Source organism: Bacillus cereus group sp. MG4, from assembly GCF_040460055.1.
GTDB lineage: Bacteria > Bacillota > Bacilli > Bacillales > Bacillaceae_G > Bacillus_A > Bacillus_A wiedmannii.
Genome location: NZ_JARVGZ010000001.1, coordinates 1,154,012 through 1,176,067, shown reverse-complemented (window position 1 = coordinate 1,176,067; position 22,056 = coordinate 1,154,012). Strand labels below are relative to the sequence as shown.

Sequence of the window (22,056 nt, the reverse complement as noted above, 5' to 3'; positions counted from 1 at the left end):
ACTACTCAGCCACCTTTTGGTGTCTTTTTTTATTTTACTTGTTTCATATGCCTCCCATTTGTAAATACTGAGTATATCAAACAGGGAGGTGAATAGGATGATCCATCGAAAAATCATTTTAGATGCATATAAAAAAGGACCTGAAGCTGTTATTTCTTTATTTGAAGAAACATTTTCTAAGTTAGAAAAACGTATACAAGAACTAGAAAATGCTTCAAAAAAAAACTCCAAAAATAGTCATAATCCACCTTCTACAGATGGTTTGGGTAAGCCCGTTACAAAAAGTTTGCGCAAACCGTCTCATCGTCAAACCGGTGGCCAGTTGGGCCACAAAGGACATACGCTTTATTTGACAACGACTCCGGACCATACGATTACCTATTCTCCTACACATTGTACTTGTTGTAACACTTCCTTACACCAAGAACCTGTAAAAGGATACCGCATTCGCCAAGTGTATGATTTACCACCTATCCAGATAGAAGTGACAGAACATAAAGTGTCACAAAAAGAATGCCCACATTGCCATTCTATCCAAGAATCACAATTTCCTTCTACTGTCTCTCGTCCTGTTCAATATGGTCCAAATATAAAAAGACTGATTCCCTATTTAACGCATTATCAGTGTCTTTCTTTGAAACGAACGAAAGAATTCTTTCAAGATTATTTTGGGCATTCGATTAGTGAAGGAACGTTAGTCAATCATACAAACAGTTTTTCGGCTCAATTGCAGCCCTTTCTTCAAGAAGTAAAAGACAAGATCCTTCAGTCTTCTGTTGTCCATTTTGATGAAACCGGTATGCGAGTAAAAAATAAAACACAATGGTTACATACCGCTAGTACACCGGAGGTGACCTTGCAACATATTCATCAAAAACGCGGAAAAGAAGCAATGGATGCAGGCGGAATTTTACCGTCTTTTTCTGGAATTGCGATGCATGATGGTTGGAAATCGTATGATGCGTATACAGATTGTCGACATGTATTATGCAATGCCCATCTCTTACGAGATTTGCAAGGAATTATAGATAGTACGGGGCAAAAATGGGCTCAACAGATGCAGAAATTTCTCACGCAAGCTTTAACGCTGAAAAAACAATACAAAGGAAGTCTGCCAAAAGCAAAGCAACAGAATCTGTTTACTGTCTATCAAGCCATATTGAAAGAACAACCAGTCTTTTCTGCAAAATTAAAAAAGAAAGGAAAGCAGACGCCTGCTCAAAATTTATGGAATCGCTTCGTCAAATATGCTGATAGAATTCTAGCATTCTTGGAACATCCAGACATTCCATTTGACAATAATCAAGCGGAACGGGATATTCGAATGACGAAAGTCAAACAGAAAGTGTCTGGGACTTTTCGAAGTAAGAAAGGCGCAGAATCCTTTTGTCAGATACGAAGCTTTATAACTACCATGAAAAAACAAAAACAATCTGTCTTACGAGCAATAGGCCAGGTTATAGAAACCGGAACGGTTCCTTTGAATCGCACAACTTCATAAGAGAAATTCTCTATTTGATCTAGATTCTTTCTCTTATTGGAGTATTTTCTTTTCATGTTTTCGAATCGGAAACATGTATTTGGCCTGTTTTTTTATTTGAAGAAGCTGAGTAGTTACAAAAATAGAAGAGAACTTTTTCTCCACCTCACAGAAAAAGGTCACATAACTGTTAATTGCTTAAGAGAGCAATCCATTACATTTTATCAAAGTATTCTCGATAATTTATCAGAATCAGAACAAAAAATAGTTGTGGATGGTTTTGAATTATTTATTGATTCTATTTCTAAGCCTTTTGATTAGAGTGAGGTAAATCATAACATTTGGAGGGTAAAATGAGTTTGGATTTTGAACGTCCTATTATTGAATTAAAAGAGAAATTTGATGAATTAAAGAAAATTATGAAAGAAAATAATGTAGATTTATCGCCAGAAATTCATGTATTAGAAAAACGTTTAAATAAAATGCAAGATAAAATTTATTCTAATATTACACCTTTTCAACGAGTTCAAATTGCAAGGCTACGTAACCGGCCCACGACATTGGACTATATACCTTTATTGTTTACAAACTTTCTCGAACTTCATGGTGATCGATTATATGGTGATGATAAAGCAATGATAGGTGGTATTGCAAAATTTAAAGGGATGTCCGTTACGGTTATTGGTCATCAAAGAGGTAGAAATACAAAGGAAAGTATAGAAAGAAATTTTGGAATGGCACATCCAGAAGGTTATAGAAAAGCGCTAAGACTTATGAAACAAGCTGATAAATTTAATCGCCCTATTATTACATTTATTGATACAATAGGCGCCTATCCAGGGAAAGGGTCTGAAGAACGTGGAATTTCTGAAGCGATAGCTCGAAATCTATTTGAAATGGCTACACTTAAAGTGCCAATTGTTTGTATTGTAATTGGAGAGGCATCAAGTGGTGGAGCTCTTGGCATTAGTGTCGGTAACCATATCCATATGTTAGAGTATTCATGGTACTCGGTAATTTCGCCAGAAGGAGCAGCATCTATCCTATGGAAGGACGCTAAGTATGCTCCAGAAGCTGCTGAACATATGAAAATTTCAGCAAAAGATTTAAAACATTTAGGAATTATTGATGAAATCATTCCTGAAATTAAAGGTGGAGCACAAAATGATATAAAATCACAGGCAAAAATGATTGAATCTGTAATCGAATCATCTCTAAAAAAATTGATACTATCATCCTCGGAAGAGCTTATACAACAGCGATATGAAAAGTATAGACAAATAGAGAATTATAAATGAAAGTATTTAAAGTCCGTATTACATTTCGGAGGATTATCGCAAAAAAATTCTAAATATTTTGTAAGTAACCTCTTAAACTGGGATATGCTGATACTATTACTCTACAAAAGATGTGTGATCGATATGGAAAAGGAAAATTTGTTCAAATGGAAGCATTATCACATACCCATCAACTTAAGAAATTGATTGTTCCCCAAAACGAAAAAATGAGCTGAATTCTCATAAATAACTGTAAAAAGGTGAAAATTTCGTTATGGGGGGTATCTCAAAAGCTTAGGTTGATGGCAATGGGGTGGGCCCCCTTTTAGCAAAACCGGAGTGGAAATGATGAGTATAAACAATTTTGTGAGATTGATAAAGGACGAATTATTAAAAGAGGTAAGCATTAGAAGTGAGGATGAATTCGAGCCTGTAGTAGTTAAAGATATTCCTAGACTTTGGAAGTGTTTAGGGATAGGTAATTATGCCGCAGTATTTATGCATAAAGGATACAAAAATTGGGTAGTGAAAGTTTACGCACGAGAAGGAGAAGGAATTGAAAAAGAGTCAGAAGTATACCGAAGAATCGGAAATCATCCTTCTTATTCAAAGCTTATATATAAAGGAGAAAATTTCATAGTATTGAAACGTTTAAAAGAAATTACCTTATATGATGCTATTCATAAGGGGATTAAAATTCCTAAGCAGGTGATCTTTGATATCAATGAAGCTTTAGAGTATGCAAGAGAACAAGGATTAACTCCTTGTGATGTTCACGGGAAAAATGTGATGATGGAAAACGGAAGAGGGTATGTAGTCGATGTATCTGACTTCTTAAAAACAAAAGAAGATAGTAAGTGGAGAGACCTAGAAAAGGCATATTTTACATTTTATTTTCCTTTCATTTATAAATTTCCTTTCCCTATTAAAATACCGTATTTTATGTTAAACATTGTTAGACGTTCGTATAGAAAATATAAGAAGCTTAAAAAGAAATTCAAATTGTAAAAAGACCACATACTTATCTTTAAGTTAGATAAGTGAACCACTAGTAAACAAAAGGACCGTGCATTTTAGATATGTCTAATATGTACGGTCCTAATTTGATTACTTCATGAAGTAATCAGTAAGCTTTATATTTCCTTTTTCACACAATTACTTATTTTTTCTTCAAGCCCTCTATACTTTTTACTCTATCTTTTCAATTCTTCTTTCAAGAAAAGCAACGACGTCATTTTGATTGTTCTCGTTTTGTTTAAACCTAGAGCTTTTTCTTGTTTATTTCGCAAGAATTGATGCGTTCTTTGAGCGCTGTATGGTTATACAGCGTGGTTTTACTCACTCCGGCTTCTTTCTGTCACACTCTTGAAGTTAATTATATTTTTCTACGTACTAAATAAAAAGATAAGGACCCCATAATAACAGGTGCAACGAAATCAAAGAAATGGGAAAAATTAAAAGGAAAAAGAAAAAGAAATGGTATAAGTGTATAGATAACTGCTTGTCCTATAAATACAGGAATTCCAAATTGAAATTCTCTACATCGTTTGATTTTTCTGTATAACACTTCCCCAATGAGACAAGCTACAAGAGCCGGTATACTACCATAAGTGACGATTGTTTTAATGAATCCTAATACAACGTTCGGGTGGATAAAGCTAGGATGAGAAATATATGAAATCAAGAACCATCCAAAAATAAAAGCAAACAGACTTGCAGCATAACTAATTACAAATTTTATCAACGTAACCATCCTCACAGTTTTCTAATATTAACTCCATTGTATGACATGAAATCCTATTATTGGTAGCGAGAAAAAAGCGGATCCCTACTCTAAACAGGCATCCACTCATCCTGCTATACTTGTTTTATTTTCTTTGCCCTTGCAAACTTCCAAAAAGCTGCAAGTAGTATGAGAAATGGTATTCCCTGAATGAAGAGAAATCCTCCAAAAAAATAAAGCGCACGACTAACTAGAGGAGGGGCCGTTTCCGACTCACCCGCAAAATAAGCTCCATAATTAGCCGCCACTCCTGCATAATCAGCTATCCCGCCTATAAGAAAAGCCGCTGGACTTATGATTAGATTTATCCCTAAACAGACCATTATCGATGATAGGTTTTTAGCCTTAATTTTTGGTGAAACAGACAAGAAAAATAAGAATATTGCAGTGCCGTTTATAAGAAGTAGTGTTATTACATAATAAATTCCCATAATACCCCTCCATGATTTTAATTGTACCATCAGCAAGGACAACTTTGTGTAAATTTGGATGAATAGGGTCTTCATGTGAGGTTAACATAACGTCTCATTAACAGTAATTAATGATGCATATAATTTTCGTTTTTTGGGGTAGGTGCTTTTCTTAGCTTGATAACGATGGGATGAGTCCTCAATAGTGGCAAATATCCATACTGCTATTAACTGGTTAATTAAAGAAGAATTTGTTCCACAACTCTTAAGTTATTATAATATGAAAAAATGAAATTCTCCTTCTTTAATTCATTCAAATGGTTCAATCCTCGCATCTTATGAATTCCCTGAAAGTGCTAAACTTAAGCAAAATAATTAACCATCCTATGCAAGAAAGTTTAGATGGCTAAAAGCATATGTTTTATTGAAGGGATGTGATTGAATTATGGAACGGCCGAATTGGGGAATTGGAGGATTAGTATTTGTTGGCTGCATGTTTCTTGGCGGAGGAGTGGGATCTATATTAGGCGATACGCATGCTGGATGGCTAATAGGGATGGGGGCTGGATTTATTGGGATGGCTTTAACGAGACTGATCAGAAAGTAATATAACGGGATTCTGCTCCCAGTAAATAAGGAAATATGTATGTAATTCATGGCATAATAGCTTTATAAATTATAGTTAGAACCTTCTCTTTTCTAAATTTCTCCATACATAGATATGATTCTCAAGTCGGAGGATGGCACCTTAGGGTGTTTTTTTGTGCTCTCTAAAAATGCCTTACCATATAATAGACTTCGTTAGATTTCGATAATATTTTTTGTAATAGAATAGATTCATTACCGTTTCAGACCTAAGTATTCATTCATAACCTAACAGTAAAAGGGGGGATGATTAAAGGTATGGCGTTTCATGATGAATTAATTTGTCAACAGTTTGCAAGAATTATCGGTGGCCAAGAAGGGTTCGCCGGTGGAAAATGCGTGGCTACAATAAATCGGGATGAAATACAAGCAACTATCTTAGGAAAACGTTTTAGAGTAACAACTTCCTTCTCATTCGAATCAAGAGATAATAAAACTGGACGGGCATTATGTCTAGGCCGGGTAGCGCTATTGCAAAAAGAAGTCAATGGATTTGTTGCTACAATTATTAAACAAGGAATAATCGTTTCGTCTATACACAATGAGTGGTTATGTGATGATCCGAATTTAATTTACGTTAATATCGAAGACGTAGATGATCCGCTAAGTTTCGCAAGGAAAGTTAGAAGAGCGTTATGCAATTAACCAATTTATTTAGTTAAATGAGCGATATAAAAGGATCTTTAATTGAAAGATCCTTTTATACATAAGATGAAGGTTTTTCTTTGTATTTTATTAATTAAGTTCACTTGACTAGTAAACGAACGTAATTCCTGTGCACGAATCGATATAATAATCTCCGCTTTTATTGTAGTGTCAGTCTTTTAGTAGAAATTAAATATTTACGACAAATTTTGACAAAGAAAGACTTATATTTTTGTTATGCTATGAAAGTTATTAATTTGTAATGTATGTATAGGAGGATTTTTTAATGTTAAAGAAATTGTTATTATGTGTACTTATGAGCTTGTGTGTAATTGCTTTAAGTGCTTGTAAAGGTGATGAAGAAAAATTAAAAGTAGCAGAGGATGAGCAAAAAATAGATGAAGATAAAAAAGTAGCAGAGGAAGAAAAACGTAAACAAGAAGAGCAGCAAAGGGTAGAAGAAGAGAAGCGTAAACAAGAAGAGCAGCAAAGAGTAGAAGAAGAGAAGCGTAAACAAGAAGAGCAGCAAAGAGCAGAGGAAGAAAAACGTAAACAAGAAGAGCAGCAAAGGGTAGAAGAAGAGAAGTGTAAACAAGAAGAGCAGCAAAGAGTAGAAGAAGAGAAGCGTAAACAAGAAGAGCAGCGAAGAGTAGAAGAAGAAAAGCGTAAACAACAAGAGCAGAAGACTCAGCAACAACAGTCTATACAACAAGAGAGAACACAAAAACAAGAAAAAACAACACAAGCAACCGGTGGGAAACCAACAAGATCACAAATTTCAGTTGGTTCACATGTAGTTATTCAATTAGATAATGACTATAGCAAAACTGTAAGTGGTGTTGTGAAAGACATTTTGACACATAGTGAAACACATACATACGGCATTAAAGTTCGATTACAAGATGGACAAATTGGCCGTGTTCAAAGTGTTAACTAGTGAAAAAAGATTTGACTACTTTTCAAATAAATAAAAACTACAAAAAACCGGTTCATTCGTAAAGGAACCGGTTTTTTGTAGCGTTTTGCTTAGTGTACGAAATTTGCGTTTTGTTGATGTCACCACATCTCTATCAAGTTATCACATACAAGGTAATAGATGTTTTTTATAATTTGAAAGGAGAGGAGACGAACTTGGAGGGAGTACTGGAACTATACAATAAATACACTCAGGGGGCATGTTTGAGAAGAGTAAATCAATGAAAAAGGAAATTGTTTTTAAGTTTGGGCTATGGACCTATCCGCCTGTTCTAATTAATTAAAAGAAGAACTTTCCCATACCGATTAGACTACTAAGCATTCCGATTCCATTCATGGTGCCTTTTCCTACTGTCAATAAGTTTCCAAACATTCCTGGTTGACCGTTATTCCCCCACCCCATGGGACTTACCTGTCCTCCCCATTCTAGAGGGTTTCCAAAAACACCCCAGTTATTGGTATTGAAATTAAAAGCTTTGGCTGGCGGCGATAGTAAAGCGGCAAGATGACCTTGTGCGAACATCCCTGTATGATTGAATGGTTGAGCCCAGGGGAAGGGAGGTTTTTGAAAATTAAAACCTGCATGGCCTGGTAATGGAGTCCAATTAGCAGGATGTCCTTGGGGCATCATCCCTGCATAATGGATTGGCTGACCTAAAGAGAAGGGAAGGGGCTCGGGATTGAAACCCGTATAGTTAGCTGGTGAATCCCAACCAAATGGATAGACTCGACAACTCCAATTCTCAGGAGTCTTTAGACCATTCATTCCCTCAGCCTTAGTTATTTGGGGCTGTAAATATAATGATGACATTGCGATTTGGTTATTATATTGCTCTCCATTTCCCTCTGAATTCAAATACCAATATTGGTGCATAAGTTTATTCCCCTCACTTTAAAAATGTAATGTTAGACTTAGCCTATGTAATATTCCTTTTTATGGATGGTTACATAACTAGATTTACAAGCCTGTATTTAAAGGAATAGGTGTATGGTCTTGTTGATTTATCCTACTATTTGTGGGCAATAAGACAACTCCACCTCAAAATTCAGCCTAATTTAATTTCGGTTAACAAACGTGTTTATAAAGGTTTAATCAATAAAAGAGATTTTAAAATGTTATGTTGAGCAAATAGAATTGCTAAAAAGAGAATATCCATTCGAAGAGTTTGGCAAAATACTGCAAGGATAATGTATCCTTGTGCAGATATACAAACGACTTAAACGAATTAATGGAATTTATAATGAAGGGGCAAATGAATATATGAGTGAAACATTACATAAAAGAAAACCACCATATTTAATGCTTGTGATCCTTTTTATTGGAGCATTTGTTTCATTTCTAAATAACTCGCTTTTAAATGTAGCCTTGCCATCAATAATGAAGGATTTAGACATTAAAGATTATTCAACGATTCAGTGGCTTTCTACAGGGTATATGCTTGTAAGTGGTATATTAATTCCGGCCTCAGCATTTTTAATAACCCGCTTCTCCAATAGGAGCTTATTTATTACATCTATGTTGATTTTTATTCTTGGTACGGCTTTAGCGGCTTTAGCACCGAACTTTAGTTTATTACTTACTGGCCGGATGGTTCAAGCAGCAGGTTCTTCAGTCATGGGGCCTTTATTAATGAATATTATGCTAGTAAGCTTTCCAAGAGAAAAAAGGGGAACAGCGATGGGGATTTTTGGATTAGTTATGATTACAGCTCCAGCAATTGGACCGACACTATCGGGTTATATTGTAGAATATTATGACTGGCGTTTGCTTTTTGAAATGATTTTACCGTTAGCAATCATTAGCTTACTGTTAGGGGTTTGGAAATCGGAGAATGTCATGAGACAAAACAAAAATGCAAAACTTGATTATCTCTCATTACTATTATCTTCTGTCGGTTTTGGCGGTTTGTTATATGGATTCAGTTCTGCAAGCTCCGACGGTTGGACGAATAAAGTTGTTTTAACAACCTTAATTATAGGCGCTATTGCCCTAATTACTTTCATTATCCGCCAATTAAAAATGAATGAACCGTTATTGGATTTACGTGTTTACAAGTACCCAATGTTTGCACTTGCGTCTGTAATTGCGATTGTTAACGCAGTGGCCATGTTTTCGGGTATGATTTTAACACCAGCTTATGTACAAAACGTCCGCGGTATTTCACCGCTGAGCTCTGGGCTGATGATGCTTCCAGGTGCGGTAATAATGGGGATTATGTCACCAATTACAGGTAAACTATTTGATAAATATGGCCCTCGTATTCTTGGTATAGTAGGACTTTCCATTACAGCCGTTTCAACTTATATGCTAGCAAACCTGCAACTCGACTCTAGTCACACACATATTATTCTTATTTACACACTGCGGATGTTTGGGATGGCGATGGTGATGATGCCGCTTATGACAAATGGCCTTAATCAATTGCCAACTCGCTTAAATCCGCACGGTACAGCTGTTAATAATACAGCTCAACAAGTGTCCGGTTCAATTGGTACTGCTATTCTTGTTACGATTATGAATTCTGTAACAAAAACAAAAGCTGAAAGTCTAATGGCTGATGTAGATCCAACAACCTTCACAGAAGCTACGAAGGCAATGTTAACTCAGAAGGCTTTATTATCCGGAATTCAATATTCATTCTATGTAGCGCTTGGCATGAATGTTGTTGCACTACTATTAGTTTTTTTCGTTAAACGTGTAGATACAAGCCCGGAAGCTATTGAGAAGTTAAATCGGTAGAGTAAAATAAAACTTTAGATCATGACTCCTATAAGTTTTTACTGTTTAGTTAGACTATGAAGAAATGCAAATTTCTGCTGCTAAGGCGCTGGTATTTAAATCTGGAAAAGAACCAGTGAAATAATTATATATAGTAAAAAGGATCTGATATTTATATCAGATCCTTTTTCATTAACGATACAGTATACGTGCTTATCGTATTTGTTTGAATAGACATTAGAAACTACTGGTTTTCCAAATGCTACAATCTTTAGCTCTCAATTTCTGATGAATATTATAATAATACGCTTTATTTTAATTTAGTATTTTTTCTGCAAGTTATAAATCTAATGTCAACAAACAACTTAGATCACCAACCTTATAAGCAATATCATAATCATGAATAGTTAGGGAAAAGATAAAATAAGGTAATCAATTACATATCTTTATCCCAGGCGATTCATTGCTATCTTCTCTTTATTGAATGGGATATTTTATCCCGAATTAACGAGCAGTAAGACCCCCACCTCAAAATTCAGCGGAAGCAAAGAAGTTAGGCGGGGGATCAACTGCCCGTAAAAGCCCGATTGGTTCAACTAATAATCACTGGGGGATGAACAAAACCCCCACTGATTAAAGTTTCACTTTATTTCATGCTTTTTTGAAAGGGTGTTTTTAATGGAAAAAAAAGTATCTGCCATTCCTCAACCGAAAACATATGGACCGCTGGGGAATCTCCCATTAATCGATAAAGATAAACCGACCTTATCCTTTATCAAGCTAGCGGAAGAGTATGGCCCCATTTTTCGAATTCAAACTTTAAGTGATACCATCATTGTCGTTTCGGGACATGAACTGGTAGCAGAAGTCTGTGACGAAACTCGTTTCGATAAAAGTATAGAGGGTGCTTTAGCAAAGGTTCGTGCCTTTGCTGGAGACGGATTATTTACAAGCGAGACTCACGAACCTAACTGGAAAAAAGCTCATAATATTTTGATGCCTACATTCAGTCAACGGGCAATGAAAGATTACCATGCCATGATGGTCGATATTGCCGTACAACTCGTTCAAAAATGGGCAAGACTGAATCCGAATGAAAATGTGGATGTTCCGGAGGATATGACTCGACTTACATTAGATACAATTGGTCTATGTGGTTTTAATTACCGATTCAATAGCTTTTATCGTGAGACATCTCATCCTTTTATCACTAGCATGACCCGTGCTCTAGACGAGGCGATGCACCAATTACAGCGACTGGATATAGAAGACAAACTCATGTGGAGAACGAAACGTCAATTTCAACATGATATTCAATCCATGTTTTCTTTAGTAGATAATATTATTGCTGAACGTAAAAGTAATGGAAATCAGGAAGAAAATGATTTACTTTCCCGTATGTTAAATGTGCAGGATCCGGAAACTGGTGAAAAATTAGATGATGAAAATATTCGTTTCCAAATTATCACTTTTTTAATAGCTGGGCATGAAACAACAAGTGGATTGTTATCTTTTGCAATTTATTTTTTATTAAAAAATCCGGATAAGTTGAAAAAAGCATATGAAGAAGTAGATCGGGTATTGACAGATCCTACTCCAACATACCAACAAGTTATGGAACTTAAGTATATCCGGATGATTTTAAATGAATCGCTACGTCTATGGCCTACTGCTCCAGCATTTAGTCTCTATGCAAAAGAAGATACAGTGATTGGTGGGAAATACCCAATTAAGAAAGGAGAAGATCGTATTTCTGTTCTTATTCCACAGCTACATAGGGATAAAGATGCATGGGGAGACAATGTGGAAGAATTCAAACCTGAACGATTTGAAGAGCTGGATAAGGTTCCTCATCATGCTTATAAGCCATTTGGAAATGGTCAACGGGCATGTATCGGTATGCAGTTCGCACTTCATGAAGCCACACTCGTAATGGGAATGCTTCTTCAACATTTTGAATTAATCGATTATCAAGACTATCAGCTGGACGTAAAACAAACATTAACGCTAAAGCCCGGTGATTTTAAGATTAGGATTCTACCCCGAAATCAAACTATCAGCCATCCTACTGTTCTTGCACCTATAGAGGAGAAGCTGAAAGAACATGAAATCAAGCAGCAAGTTCAGAAGACTCCTTCTATTATTGGAGCCGATAATCTTTCGCTTCTTGTTCTGTATGGCTCGGATACAGGTGTAGCAGAAGGTATTGCAAGAGAATTAGCAGATACAGCTAGTTTAGAAGGTGTTCAAACGGAAGTGGTAGCTCTTAATGATCGAATTGGAAGTTTGCCAAAAGAAGGAGCGGTTCTTATTGTAACTTCTTCTTATAATGGAAAACCGCCAAGCAATGCAGGGCAGTTTGTGCAATGGTTGGAGGAATTAAAACCGGATGAGCTAAAAGGTGTTCAATACGCAGTTTTTGGTTGTGGAGATCATAATTGGGCTAGTACCTATCAGCGAATTCCAAGATACATTGATGAGCAAATGGCTCAAAAAGGAGCAACAAGATTTTCTACACGTGGAGAAGCGGATGCAAGTGGTGATTTCGAGGAACAGCTCGAGCAATGGAAACAAAGTATGTGGTCTGATGCGATGAAGGCATTTGGATTGGAACTTAACAAAAACATTGAGAAAGAACGCAGTACATTAAGTTTACAATTTGTTAGTCGGCTTGGAGGATCTCCTCTCGCGCGAACATATGAAGCAGTTTATGCATCTATACTAGAAAATCGTGAACTTCAATCATCTAGTAGTGAAAGAAGCACGCGACATATTGAGATATCCCTGCCAGAAGGCGCTACGTATCAAGAAGGAGACCATCTTGGGGTGCTGCCAATTAATAGTGAGAACAATGTCAACCGAATTTTAAAACGCTTTGGATTAAACGGGAAGGATCAAGTCATATTGAGCGCAAGTGGGCGTAGTGTAAATCACATACCTTTAGACAGTCCTGTTCGTTTATTTGACCTTCTTAGTTATAGTGTAGAAGTTCAAGAAGCAGCCACTCGAGCACAAATACGAGAAATGGTGACATTCACAGTATGCCCTCCTCATAAAAAGGAATTGGAATCATTATTGGAAGAAGGAGTTTACCATGAACAAATATTAAAGAAACGTATTTCAATGTTGGATCTTCTTGAAAAGTATGAGGCTTGTGAAATCCGATTTGAACGTTTTTTAGAACTTCTTCCGGCGCTCAAACCGCGTTACTATTCTATTTCAAGTTCTCCACTCGTTGCACAGGATCGTCTGAGCATTACGGTCGGTGTTGTGAATGCGCCTGCATGGAGTGGGGAAGGGACATATGAAGGAGTCGCTTCTAATTATTTAGCTCAGCGTCATAATAAAGATGAGATTATTTGTTTCATTCGAACGCCACAATCAAACTTTCAATTACCTGAAAATCCAGAAACACCAATTATCATGGTTGGACCAGGTACTGGAATTGCACCATTCCGTGGATTCTTACAAGCGCGTCGTGTTCAAAAACAAAAAGGTATTAACTTAGGACAAGCACATCTATATTTTGGTTGTCGTCATCCTGAAAAGGATTATCTCTATCGTACAGAACTAGAAAATGATGAAAGAGATGGATTAATCTCTTTACACACAGCTTTTTCTCGCCTAGAAGGACATCCTAAAACATATGTACAGCATTTAATAAAACAAGATAGAATCAATTTAATTTCGTTATTAGATAATGGAGCTTATCTTTATATATGTGGGGATGGAAGTAAAATGGCCCCTGACGTAGAAGACACCCTTTGTCAAGCATATCAAGAGATTCATGAAGTCAGTGAACAAGAAGCAAGGAATTGGTTGGATCGTGTGCAAGATGAAGGGCGATATGGAAAAGATGTTTGGGCTGGTATATGAATTTTTCTTAATTAGATAAGTAATATGTGACGAATGAACTTCTTTCGAATAAGTGAATAACTCATTTATAAAAATCCCGTATTTTTATTAAATACGGGATTTTCTTATTTTTAATAAGCTGGACTGATATGGAACAAACTTGTTACTTAAGTTGTCTATTAAGTATACGTATAAAACAGGTGTTCATGATAGTTTGCTCATTTTATGAAAAGTGAGACACAAGAAGAATGATATCTTATAAATTCTTTAATTGTATTGGTATGTATAACACCTAGTAAAAACATATATTCTTGAAAGAGGTTGAAAATGGATGATAGTCTTAAACAAGTTTTTTAACATTTTACATTACAAAAAGATGGTACCTGTAGTATTTCTTTCATGTGCAACGCTTATAGGCTGTTCCGATAGTAATACTCAATCTGAATCACCTAAACAAACGAAACAAACAAATCAAATCAAACAAGAAACTACTGGTAATGATTCTTTTGCTAAACTTGAAAAAGAATTTGATGCTAAACTCGGTATTTATGCATTGGACACTGGTACGAATCAAACCGTTACTTATCAATCAGATAAACGGTTTGCATACGCATCTACCCACAAAGCTTTAGCTGTGGGAGTACTTTTACAAAAGAAATCAATAGAAGATCTAAATCAAAGAGTTTTGTATAATCGTGAAGATCTTGTTAATTACAATCCAATTACAGAAAAGTATATTGATGCAGGTATGACTTTGAAAGAGCTTGCAGATGCTTCCCTTCGATATAGTGATAATACTGCACAAAATCTTATTCTTAAACAATTAGGTGGACCTAGTGAATTCAAAAAATCACTGAGAGAAATAGGAGATACCGTTACAAATCCTGAACGATTTGAACCAGAATTAAACGAAGTGCATCCAGGAGACGTACATGATACTAGTACCCCAAAGGCATTAGCTACTAGTCTTCAGGCTTTTGCGCTAGGAGATGTACTTTCAACTGAGAAACGGGATTTATTAATAGATTGGATGAAAAGGAATACTACGGGAGATAACTTAATTCGTGCTGGAGTTCCAGGAGGATGGGAAGTAGCTGATAAGACGGGTTCGGGATCTTATGGAACTAGAAATGATATCGCAATTATTTGGCCACCAAATAAAAAGCCAATTGTTCTTGCGATACTTTCTAATCATGATAAAGAGGATGCTAAATACGATGATAAGCTTATTGCAGAAGCAACCAAAATAGCGTTAGATGCCTTGAAAGCTAAAAATAAATAATAATAGTAATTAGTTATTGAAATTTTCCTGCTTTTCCGTCACAATACTGTGACGGCCTTTTTGTGTACTTTACAAAGAATCGTCTGAAGTAAAGAAAAAAGATAGAAACCATCTCTATTAAGTTTATTAATTAAGTAACAACAAATATATGCTTTATTGGATACTTATTGCATTTAATGTGGAGGAATAAAATGGAGTCGAAAATTCTTATTGTTGATGATGATAAAGAGATTAGAAATCTTATCTCTGTATATCTGGAAAATGAAGGCCTAAAAACTCAAAAGGCAGAAGATGCTATACAAGCTTTACAACTGTTAGAAGAAAAAGAATTTGATTTGATTATTTTAGATATTATGATGCCGAATATGGACGGCATTGAAGCATGTATAAAAATTAGGGAAGATCGCAATATGCCTATCATTATGCTATCTGCAAAATCTGAGGATATAGACAAAATTCAGGGTCTAGCCTCTGGCGCAGACGATTATTTATCAAAGCCGTTTAACCCATTGGAATTAATCGCTAGGGTAAAATCTCAATTAAGAAGATTTAAAAAATACAATTCATCAATAGAACATAATAAAAGCATTCTAGAAATTGGTGACTTAACCGTGAATACAGATACACGTCAAGTATGGGTAAGAGGAAAAGAAACAAGGTTAACTCCAAAAGAGTTTGCTATTCTCGAACTACTTGCCCGCAACAAAGGGATTGTCCTGAGTGTAGCAAAAATATATGAAGCAGTTTGGAAAGAGGTTTTTTATAAATCAGATAATACAGTTATGGTGCATATTACAAAAATAAGAGACAAAATTGAAGAGGATTCAAAACATCCCATTTATATTAAAACTGTTTGGGGAATTGGGTATAAAATATGAAGAAAGTTAGTTTCAGAAATAAGATTATTATAAAACTTCTTGCTGCTGTTGCAGTTAGTTTTTTTATTTCATTTGGCTTAACAATCCTCATTTTGTTATACGTCATAGATCCATTATTTATAAAACACGAAGATTTTGGCATATTTGAATTGAGAATTGTAATGTTGTTCTTATTCACGTTCGCAATCTTCAACTTTATAATAATTTTTTTGATATTGGTTCGAAAGAAACTAGTATATTTGAAGCTCATTTCTGATAATGTGAATGATATTGCCAATGGAAAACTAGGTTTGACTATTGGGATTAACGGGAAGGACGAATTGACCCAACTTGCTCAAAATATCAACTATATGTCCAAGGAATTGGAAAATACATTTGAACAAGAAAGACGATTAGAACGTACAAAAAATGAACTTATCACCAATGTATCTCATGACTTACGCACACCGTTAACATCTATTATTGGCTATATAGATTTATTAAAAAGAGGGCAATACAACAGTAAAACACAATTACAGGAATACCTTGAAACTACTTATTCAAAGTCACAGAGACTGAAATATTTAATTGATGAGCTGTTTGAATATACTCGTTTATCAGGCATAGATGCTAAGTTAAATCTTAATGAAGTTGATTTATCAGGTTTGTTGGAGCAAATAGTTGGAGAATACATTCCTATATTTGAAAAGGAAAGCTTAATCGTTCGAAAATCAATCACACAAGAAACAATACCTATCTTCATAGATGTAGAAAAAATGGTACGTGTATATGAAAATCTCTTTATGAATGCTATAAAGTACAGCATAAAACCATCCGAATTATCCGTATGTCTTGAATTAATGGATAACAAAGCAATTTTGAAAGTATCAAATAAAGTCGAGAAACCGCCTGTCAGCGATCCAAATAAATTGTTTGAAAGGTTTTTTAGGGGTGACAAGGCAAGACAAGATGACCAGGGGAATGGTCTGGGGCTTGCTATCTCAAAAAGAATTGTTGAACTTCATCATGGTAATATATATGCAGAATATAAAGACGGCTGGATGTCCTTTATTGTTGAACATCCAATTAAATAGAATGGCTTATGGAATTATAGTTTCCATAAGCTTTTTTTTATAAAAAACTTAAGAAATCTTAAGAATTTTACGGGGTGTTTCCTAATTTTCATAGTTTATCATGGTTGTATTCAAAGTGATGAGGTGAGTGAAGAAGATAAAATGAAAGTTTTCATTGTAGCTTAAGGGTGGATGCAACATGACTATTTTGTTAGTAGTAAATAAAAATAGTAGCTTAGTGCAATGAAATAGAAAAAAACAAACGTAGGAGGATATATATGATAAAACCAGTTGTAGATGTAAAAAACATTCAAAAATTGTACGGTAAAAAAGGTGAGAATCAATCACACGCCTTAAAAGGTGTATCATTTTCAATTCAAGAGGGGGAGTTTGTCGGTGTTATGGGGCCATCTGGTTCTGGTAAAACAACATTATTAAATGTAATTTCAACGTTAGATAAAGCGACAGGCGGCGTTGTTGAAATTGCAGGTACGGATATAACGAAAATGAAACAAGGTGAGCTTTCTGATTTCCGTTCGCAAAAATTAGGATTCATTTTCCAAGACTTTAACTTATTAGAGAATTTATCTATATATGAAAATATTGCGCTCCCACTTTCGCTTCAAGGTGTTTCATCTCGTAATATTGGAAAGAAAGTAGAAAAAGTAGCTGATATGTTAGGTATTACAGCAATACTTCAAAAGTATCCTTCTGAAGTATCTGGTGGACAAAAGCAACGTTCCGCAGCAGCACGTGCGTTAGTTCATGAACCTGCAATTATTTTAGGAGACGAGCCGACTGGAGCTCTAGATTCTAAAAATGCAACGAGTTTACTTGATGCCATGACAAGCTTAAATAAAGAGCAAGGTGTATCCATTATGATGGTTACGCATGATCCTTACAGCGCAAGTTACTGTCAGCGTATTTTATTCATTCAAGATGGTGAGTTATATAAAGAAATTCATTGCGGTGGTACCCGTGAAGAATTCTATAAAGAAATTTTAGACGTGCTTGCAAACTTAGGCACACAAAAAGCGTAAGAAAGGAAGTTCAATCATGTTATTTAAGCTTTCTATGTCAGGCCTAAAAAGTAAGTTGCAAGATTACATTGTTTTACTTGTTGGTCTTATTGTCTCTATTTCAACTTTTTATATGTTTCAAACGCTAGCATCCAATAAAACATTCCTTGAATCTAACTCTTCTATTAGAGATATTGTGTCTGTATTTAAAATTGGTTCCTTTTTGTTAGCGGTTATCACATTTTTCTATATTATATATGCAAACTCTTTCTTATCAGCTCTTCGTCAAAAAGAATTTGGTATGTATATGATGTTAGGAGCAAAAAAGCATAAAGTTACCTTACTTATGTTTATCGAAACAATCATATTAGGTGCCACATCTCTTTTGATTGGAATTACAATTGGTGTAGGACTTGCAGAAGGTATCGGTCAGCTATTAATGAAACAACTCGAGTTTGCTGGCGAAGGGTATAAAGCATTTTATCTGCCATCTATAGCTATTACTTGCCTCTTCTTCTTTGCACTATTTGTTTTATCGGCAATTATGAATAGTATTAAATTATCTCGTATTTCTGTACTGCAACTTGTACATGCAGATGAACAAACAGAACGTGTTGCCATAAAAGGAAAAATGACAGTTGTAATTGCATTCCTTGGTATTCTTTTATTAGGTATTGGTTATGCATCATTGATCTATATGTCACATGCAAATCCGCTAATTGCTTTGGGATTAATGGCCGTTGGATTAATCACAGCAACCGTTGGTACTTACCTTATATTTGGATCACTTCTCCCAGTTATGATAAACAAGTTAAAGAGTAATAAAAAACGTAGTGAAAGAGGCCTCAATGCTTTTACTTTTGCACAATTAAATTTCCGCATTAATAGTCTAACAAATGTGCTTGCAACAGTAGCGATCTTAGTAGCTCTTGGTGCTGGCGGAATTGCTTGTGGTATGGCATTTAAAAACAACATCTTAAACATGACAGATCAAATGCGAATTTACGATTCAGTCATTCATAATCCAACAGCGGAAGAAAAGACAATTTTGGATGGTATCTTATTTCAAGAAAAACTTGAATATCATTACAAAGTTGATGATAGGTATGTTTATTATCTCAAAGAAGATGTAGAGAAAAATCGCCCTTTCATACAAGGTTTGAAGATAGAAAAAGTTTCAGAGGGATTACCAATTGGTGTATTTTCAATAAAACAGGTTAAAGGAGAAATCGACACAAAACAGTGGATTCAGGCTTTCAGAACGATCCAGCCAAATTATGTGTATCCTGATTATGAAATAGAAATTGTAAATCAAAACATATACGATGGGTTGAAGGGTAAAGAAAGTACTGTGTTTATGGGGAAAACAGATGATTTTGGATCATACATAAAAGAATGGAAAAAACTTGATGAATTACAGATAGCAAAATATAAAAATGTGAAAGCAGAAGAATTGGATAGTAAGTATCAAAAATATATTATGAGTCATGATTTTTCCAGCGGACTAATGTTTATGGGGTTTTTCGTTGGAGTTGCATTTTTAGCAATGATGGCAAGTTGCTTAATGTTTAAAGTTCTGTCGGGAGCATCAAAAGATGTAGCACGTTATCAAATGCTTCGTAAAATTGGTGTCCGCCGAGAATTATTAGCAAAATCAATCTATAAAGAGTTATTCTTCATATTTTTATTTCCAGCAATTGTCGGGATTACTCACATATTAGTTGGTATGAACATGTTTGGATCTCTTTTAATCGATCCGTACTTTCGTATTTGGTTACCACTTGTTATTTTTGTAGTAATTTACTCGATTTATTACTTGATTACAGTTCAATTATATAAAGGAATTGTACTCCCGAAAAAAGATTAATGTAATGATGTTATTTATCCCGCTATTTGCCGGGCAGTAGGACCCCTACATCAAAATTCAGCGGAAGCAAAGAAGTTAGGTGGGGGTCCTACCGCCCGTAAAAGCCCGATTGGTTCAACTAATAATCAGTGGGGGATGAACAAAACCCCCACTAATTAAAGTTTCACTTTATGCGTTCAAGTTACTATCGTTTTGTGATTATTTTACAAATAGGGTGTTTCTCCAATTAGTGCTTGAATAATAATAGCAATATGAATTTAGACATTACTATCATTCGAATCATAATCAGTAAAAGAATGGGAAGGATTTTTATACAAATGAATTCCTGATGAATTTTATATTAAAAATAGGAGTGAGTGAAGATGGCATATTTATTACAAGTTGATTTTCCGTTTGAAGGTCCTTTTGCTGAAGAAATGGAAAAAGGATTTTGGGATTTAGCAAAAAGTATTAACGAAGAAGAAGGATTCCAATGGAAAATATGGACGGAGAATGAAGAAACAAAAGAAGCTGGAGGCATTTATGTATTTGAAGAAAAACAAGATGCTGAAAAATATGCGGAAATGCACAAGGGCAGACTTCAAGAAGCTGGTGTTAAAGATATTAGAGTAAGAATTTTTAACATTAATGAAAAGTTAACTAAACTGAATCGTGGTTATAGTAAATAATGAGGGACACATAATTCAAAAAAAGAAGGGGATAATCTCCTTCTTTTTTTGAATTCTTCTTTTATGTCTTATTATGTTTTATGCAAAAAATCCCTATATAAATAAGGATTCGTGTATCGGCATATAGTTCCTTAGAAAAGGTTGTACTAAGTCTAACATATGAGAGTTCTTATATTTGGGAAATTAAAGTGAAAGTAATGTGAAAAAAGTTGTATTGAAATAATTATTTATAAAAGGGTACGCCCCTTACTGGGAGGTAAGGGGCACAGGAAATGCAAATTTATTTGTAATTTGCTAAGTTGATCATAACACGTATGATCGTCTATACATGTTACAAAAATATGAACATATCTGTTGATTAGTAACTAGAGATAACGAAGGTTGGATGAATTAAGCTGTTTTTAAAGGGTTATAACAGAGAAAATGTAAGAAAAGACCTGATAACAGGTCCGTTTTTGTTATTGTTTTTCAGACTTCGCCTGTTCTAGAATGTATGCTTCTTCTTGTTCCGGTGTCGCTAATTCGTATGCTTTACCAGTGCTGTTATTGTCCCATTCCCATAATAAATTATGCTCCTCAACCGATTGAGAGAAATCGCCTTCATACCAACGAACCAAAATCTTGAGATACTGTTCTTTATGTTGTAAGGTGCCACTATTACTTTCATCAATTACTTGACGTATTTTTTCAATGTTTTCTGGAGTCATTTTAATAAATCCTTGCTTTTCGTGAGATAATACTTTTTGATGAGTCATTTTGTGCATGGCATTGATTATATGACGATCAGAATTGAGGTCAAGTATTACATCTTCCCCTTTAATTCTTTCAGTCTGCTTTTCCTTAACGTCTGAACCTGCATATGTACCGACTTTGTAACCAGTAAAAATACCAACTGCTATAGCAATAACTAAGCTTGATGTGATTTTAATCCACTTTTTCAAAATTCTTCCCCCCTTTTTATTGAAGTGTATCATAACAGAAGAGCTATATACTCCTATCTGTCTGTATGATTTACATAAAGCAGCATTATCAGTAATCAATGATGCATAAAATTTTCGCTCTGGGAGTAATTAAAAGTCTTAGCTTGATGGCGCTACCTTATCGCTATTAAGCTAAGCTCATACAACGTCAATTATAGTAGAGTTTGTTTCGTTTTTCTAAAGGCTAGGTGTAGGGAATTGAAAGATTTGCATACGAAATAAACCCTAATGGGGTTCATTTTTTGATTTAAGCCGCTTGATTATTAGACATGGTACAATTGTAAACGACACCCAATATATCAAAGACTGTTTTCTTCTCATACCTATGAGATTTTCGCCCGTTTTGCTGTAGGAGGTTAAACAGACGAAGGAGAGCCTTTGATAATTCTTGGGTGTCTTTCTGTATAGCTTGGAAAAGAAGAAAGTAATCTTTAACCATATACATGGTCTTATATTCACTCAGTTCTCGTTTCTTTTTTACAAGAAGTAATTGCCACATTTACATGCCCATCAAGCTAAGA

The 22,056-nt window shown here is 35.0% G+C and carries 18 protein-coding genes and 2 pseudogenes; 15 read left to right on the top strand and 5 right to left on the bottom strand.

Annotation, left to right across the window (positions count from 1 at the left end):
* Window positions 1–97 precede the first annotated feature (97 nt).
* From tnpC to QCI41_RS06075, 4 genes and pseudogenes are all read left to right on the top strand, one after another.
* Entirely contained in the window at window positions 98–1,501 is a 1,404-nt protein-coding gene (tnpC, locus tag QCI41_RS06090; RefSeq protein WP_353836579.1) for an IS66 family transposase, read from the top strand.
* A 117-nt stretch (window positions 1,502–1,618) separates the two neighbouring features.
* A pseudogene (locus QCI41_RS06085) lies at window positions 1,619–1,801 on the top strand (MarR family winged helix-turn-helix transcriptional regulator); the annotation flags it as partial.
* Between the two features lie 32 nt (window positions 1,802–1,833).
* Window positions 1,834–2,778, top strand: coding sequence for an acetyl-CoA carboxylase carboxyltransferase subunit alpha (locus QCI41_RS06080; protein WP_353837951.1), 945 nt, complete (start codon window positions 1,834–1,836; stop codon window positions 2,776–2,778).
* A 327-nt stretch (window positions 2,779–3,105) separates the two neighbouring features.
* Entirely contained in the window at window positions 3,106–3,765 is a 660-nt protein-coding gene (locus QCI41_RS06075) for a protein kinase family protein (RefSeq protein ID WP_353837952.1), read from the top strand.
* A gap of 367 nt (window positions 3,766–4,132) precedes the next feature.
* Here QCI41_RS06075 and QCI41_RS06070 read toward each other — a convergent pair whose 3' ends face one another.
* Together QCI41_RS06070 and QCI41_RS06065 are read right to left on the bottom strand one after the other, a co-directional pair.
* The gene (locus QCI41_RS06070; RefSeq protein WP_353837953.1) at window positions 4,133–4,510 is read right to left on the bottom strand and encodes a hypothetical protein; all 378 of its coding nucleotides are present in this window, start codon (window positions 4,508–4,510) and stop codon (window positions 4,133–4,135) included.
* Window positions 4,511–4,614: 104 nt separating this feature from the next.
* The gene (locus QCI41_RS06065; protein WP_353837954.1) at window positions 4,615–4,971 is read right to left on the bottom strand and encodes a hypothetical protein; all 357 of its coding nucleotides are present in this window, start codon (window positions 4,969–4,971) and stop codon (window positions 4,615–4,617) included.
* Between the two features lie 424 nt (window positions 4,972–5,395).
* Between QCI41_RS06065 and QCI41_RS06060 the strand changes: the two genes are divergently transcribed.
* The 3 genes from QCI41_RS06060 (at window position 5,396) to QCI41_RS06050 (ending at window position 7,177) form a co-directional block, all read left to right on the top strand.
* Entirely contained in the window at window positions 5,396–5,557 is a 162-nt protein-coding gene (locus QCI41_RS06060) for a hypothetical protein (RefSeq protein WP_000441003.1), read from the top strand.
* 284 nt (window positions 5,558–5,841) lie between these two features.
* On the top strand, window positions 5,842–6,240 hold the full coding sequence (locus QCI41_RS06055; protein ID WP_353837955.1) for a DUF1259 domain-containing protein: 399 nt from the start codon (window positions 5,842–5,844) through the stop codon (window positions 6,238–6,240).
* A gap of 286 nt (window positions 6,241–6,526) precedes the next feature.
* Window positions 6,527–7,177: a YwbE family protein gene (locus QCI41_RS06050; protein WP_353837956.1), complete on the top strand. Its 651-nt coding sequence runs from the start codon at window positions 6,527–6,529 to the stop codon at window positions 7,175–7,177.
* A 318-nt stretch (window positions 7,178–7,495) separates the two neighbouring features.
* Here the strand turns inward: QCI41_RS06050 and QCI41_RS06045 are convergent, their stop codons facing one another.
* Window positions 7,496–8,089, bottom strand: a complete 594-nt coding sequence (locus QCI41_RS06045; protein ID WP_353837957.1) for a hypothetical protein — start codon at window positions 8,087–8,089, stop codon at window positions 7,496–7,498.
* Between the two features lie 387 nt (window positions 8,090–8,476).
* On the opposite strand from QCI41_RS06045, the gene QCI41_RS06040 reads away from it, so the two are divergent.
* From QCI41_RS06040 to QCI41_RS06005, 8 genes are all read left to right on the top strand, one after another.
* Window positions 8,477–9,955 carry a DHA2 family efflux MFS transporter permease subunit gene (locus tag QCI41_RS06040; RefSeq protein ID WP_353837958.1) on the top strand — a complete coding sequence of 493 codons (1,479 nt, stop codon included), beginning with the start codon at window positions 8,477–8,479 and terminating at the stop codon, window positions 9,953–9,955.
* Between the two features lie 657 nt (window positions 9,956–10,612).
* Complete coding sequence (cypD, locus tag QCI41_RS06035; RefSeq protein ID WP_353837959.1) at window positions 10,613–13,810, top strand: bifunctional P-450/NADPH--P450 reductase; 3,198 nt, start codon at window positions 10,613–10,615, stop codon at window positions 13,808–13,810.
* Window positions 13,811–14,120: 310 nt separating this feature from the next.
* Complete coding sequence (gene bla, locus QCI41_RS06030; RefSeq protein WP_353837960.1) at window positions 14,121–15,071, top strand: class A beta-lactamase; 951 nt, start codon at window positions 14,121–14,123, stop codon at window positions 15,069–15,071.
* Between the two features lie 191 nt (window positions 15,072–15,262).
* Window positions 15,263–15,949, top strand: coding sequence for a response regulator transcription factor (locus tag QCI41_RS06025; protein WP_282895984.1), 687 nt, complete (start codon window positions 15,263–15,265; stop codon window positions 15,947–15,949).
* Window positions 15,946–17,022 carry a sensor histidine kinase gene (locus QCI41_RS06020; protein ID WP_353837961.1) on the top strand — a complete coding sequence of 359 codons (1,077 nt, stop codon included), beginning with the start codon at window positions 15,946–15,948 and terminating at the stop codon, window positions 17,020–17,022. Before QCI41_RS06025 ends, QCI41_RS06020 begins: the two co-directional genes overlap by 4 nt.
* A gap of 257 nt (window positions 17,023–17,279) precedes the next feature.
* Window positions 17,280–18,041, top strand: a complete 762-nt coding sequence (locus QCI41_RS06015; protein ID WP_353837962.1) for an ABC transporter ATP-binding protein — start codon at window positions 17,280–17,282, stop codon at window positions 18,039–18,041.
* A 16-nt stretch (window positions 18,042–18,057) separates the two neighbouring features.
* Window positions 18,058–19,887: an FtsX-like permease family protein gene (locus QCI41_RS06010; protein ID WP_282895981.1), complete on the top strand. Its 1,830-nt coding sequence runs from the start codon at window positions 18,058–18,060 to the stop codon at window positions 19,885–19,887.
* Window positions 19,888–20,249: 362 nt separating this feature from the next.
* Window positions 20,250–20,555 (top strand): monooxygenase, encoded by a 306-nt coding sequence (locus QCI41_RS06005; protein WP_353837963.1) that lies wholly within the window; start codon window positions 20,250–20,252, stop codon window positions 20,553–20,555.
* A 458-nt stretch (window positions 20,556–21,013) separates the two neighbouring features.
* Here the strand turns inward: QCI41_RS06005 and QCI41_RS06000 are convergent, their stop codons facing one another.
* Together QCI41_RS06000 and QCI41_RS05995 are read right to left on the bottom strand one after the other, a co-directional pair.
* The gene (locus QCI41_RS06000; protein WP_353837964.1) at window positions 21,014–21,496 is read right to left on the bottom strand and encodes a PRK06770 family protein; all 483 of its coding nucleotides are present in this window, start codon (window positions 21,494–21,496) and stop codon (window positions 21,014–21,016) included.
* Between the two features lie 286 nt (window positions 21,497–21,782).
* A pseudogene (locus tag QCI41_RS05995) lies at window positions 21,783–22,034 on the bottom strand (IS4 family transposase); the annotation flags it as partial.
* Between the last annotated feature and the right edge of the window lie 22 nt (window positions 22,035–22,056).

Excerpts from the sequence above, each read along its gene's own strand:
- tnpC (WP_353836579.1), top strand. The coding sequence starts at position 98 with ATGATCCATCGAAAAATCATTTTAGATGCATATAAAAAAGGACCTGAA.
- QCI41_RS06060 (WP_000441003.1), top strand. The coding sequence starts at position 5,396 with ATGGAACGGCCGAATTGGGGAATTGGAGGATTAGTATTTGTTGGCTGC.
- QCI41_RS06050 (WP_353837956.1), top strand. The coding sequence starts at position 6,527 with ATGTTAAAGAAATTGTTATTATGTGTACTTATGAGCTTGTGTGTAATT.
- QCI41_RS06080 (WP_353837951.1), top strand. The coding sequence starts at position 1,834 with ATGAGTTTGGATTTTGAACGTCCTATTATTGAATTAAAAGAGAAATTT.
- QCI41_RS06075 (WP_353837952.1), top strand. The coding sequence starts at position 3,106 with ATGAGTATAAACAATTTTGTGAGATTGATAAAGGACGAATTATTAAAA.
- cypD (WP_353837959.1), top strand. The coding sequence starts at position 10,613 with ATGGAAAAAAAAGTATCTGCCATTCCTCAACCGAAAACATATGGACCG.
- QCI41_RS06055 (WP_353837955.1), top strand. The coding sequence starts at position 5,842 with ATGATTAAAGGTATGGCGTTTCATGATGAATTAATTTGTCAACAGTTT.
- bla (WP_353837960.1), top strand. The coding sequence starts at position 14,121 with ATGATAGTCTTAAACAAGTTTTTTAACATTTTACATTACAAAAAGATG.
- QCI41_RS06025 (WP_282895984.1), top strand. The coding sequence starts at position 15,263 with ATGGAGTCGAAAATTCTTATTGTTGATGATGATAAAGAGATTAGAAAT.
- QCI41_RS06015 (WP_353837962.1), top strand. The coding sequence starts at position 17,280 with ATGATAAAACCAGTTGTAGATGTAAAAAACATTCAAAAATTGTACGGT.
- QCI41_RS06040 (WP_353837958.1), top strand. The coding sequence starts at position 8,477 with ATGAGTGAAACATTACATAAAAGAAAACCACCATATTTAATGCTTGTG.
- QCI41_RS06005 (WP_353837963.1), top strand. The coding sequence starts at position 20,250 with ATGGCATATTTATTACAAGTTGATTTTCCGTTTGAAGGTCCTTTTGCT.
- QCI41_RS06065 (WP_353837954.1), bottom strand. The coding sequence starts at position 4,971 with ATGGGAATTTATTATGTAATAACACTACTTCTTATAAACGGCACTGCA.
- QCI41_RS06070 (WP_353837953.1), bottom strand. The coding sequence starts at position 4,510 with ATGGTTACGTTGATAAAATTTGTAATTAGTTATGCTGCAAGTCTGTTT.
- QCI41_RS06045 (WP_353837957.1), bottom strand. The coding sequence starts at position 8,089 with ATGCACCAATATTGGTATTTGAATTCAGAGGGAAATGGAGAGCAATAT.
- QCI41_RS06020 (WP_353837961.1), top strand. The coding sequence starts at position 15,946 with ATGAAGAAAGTTAGTTTCAGAAATAAGATTATTATAAAACTTCTTGCT.
- QCI41_RS06010 (WP_282895981.1), top strand. The coding sequence starts at position 18,058 with ATGTTATTTAAGCTTTCTATGTCAGGCCTAAAAAGTAAGTTGCAAGAT.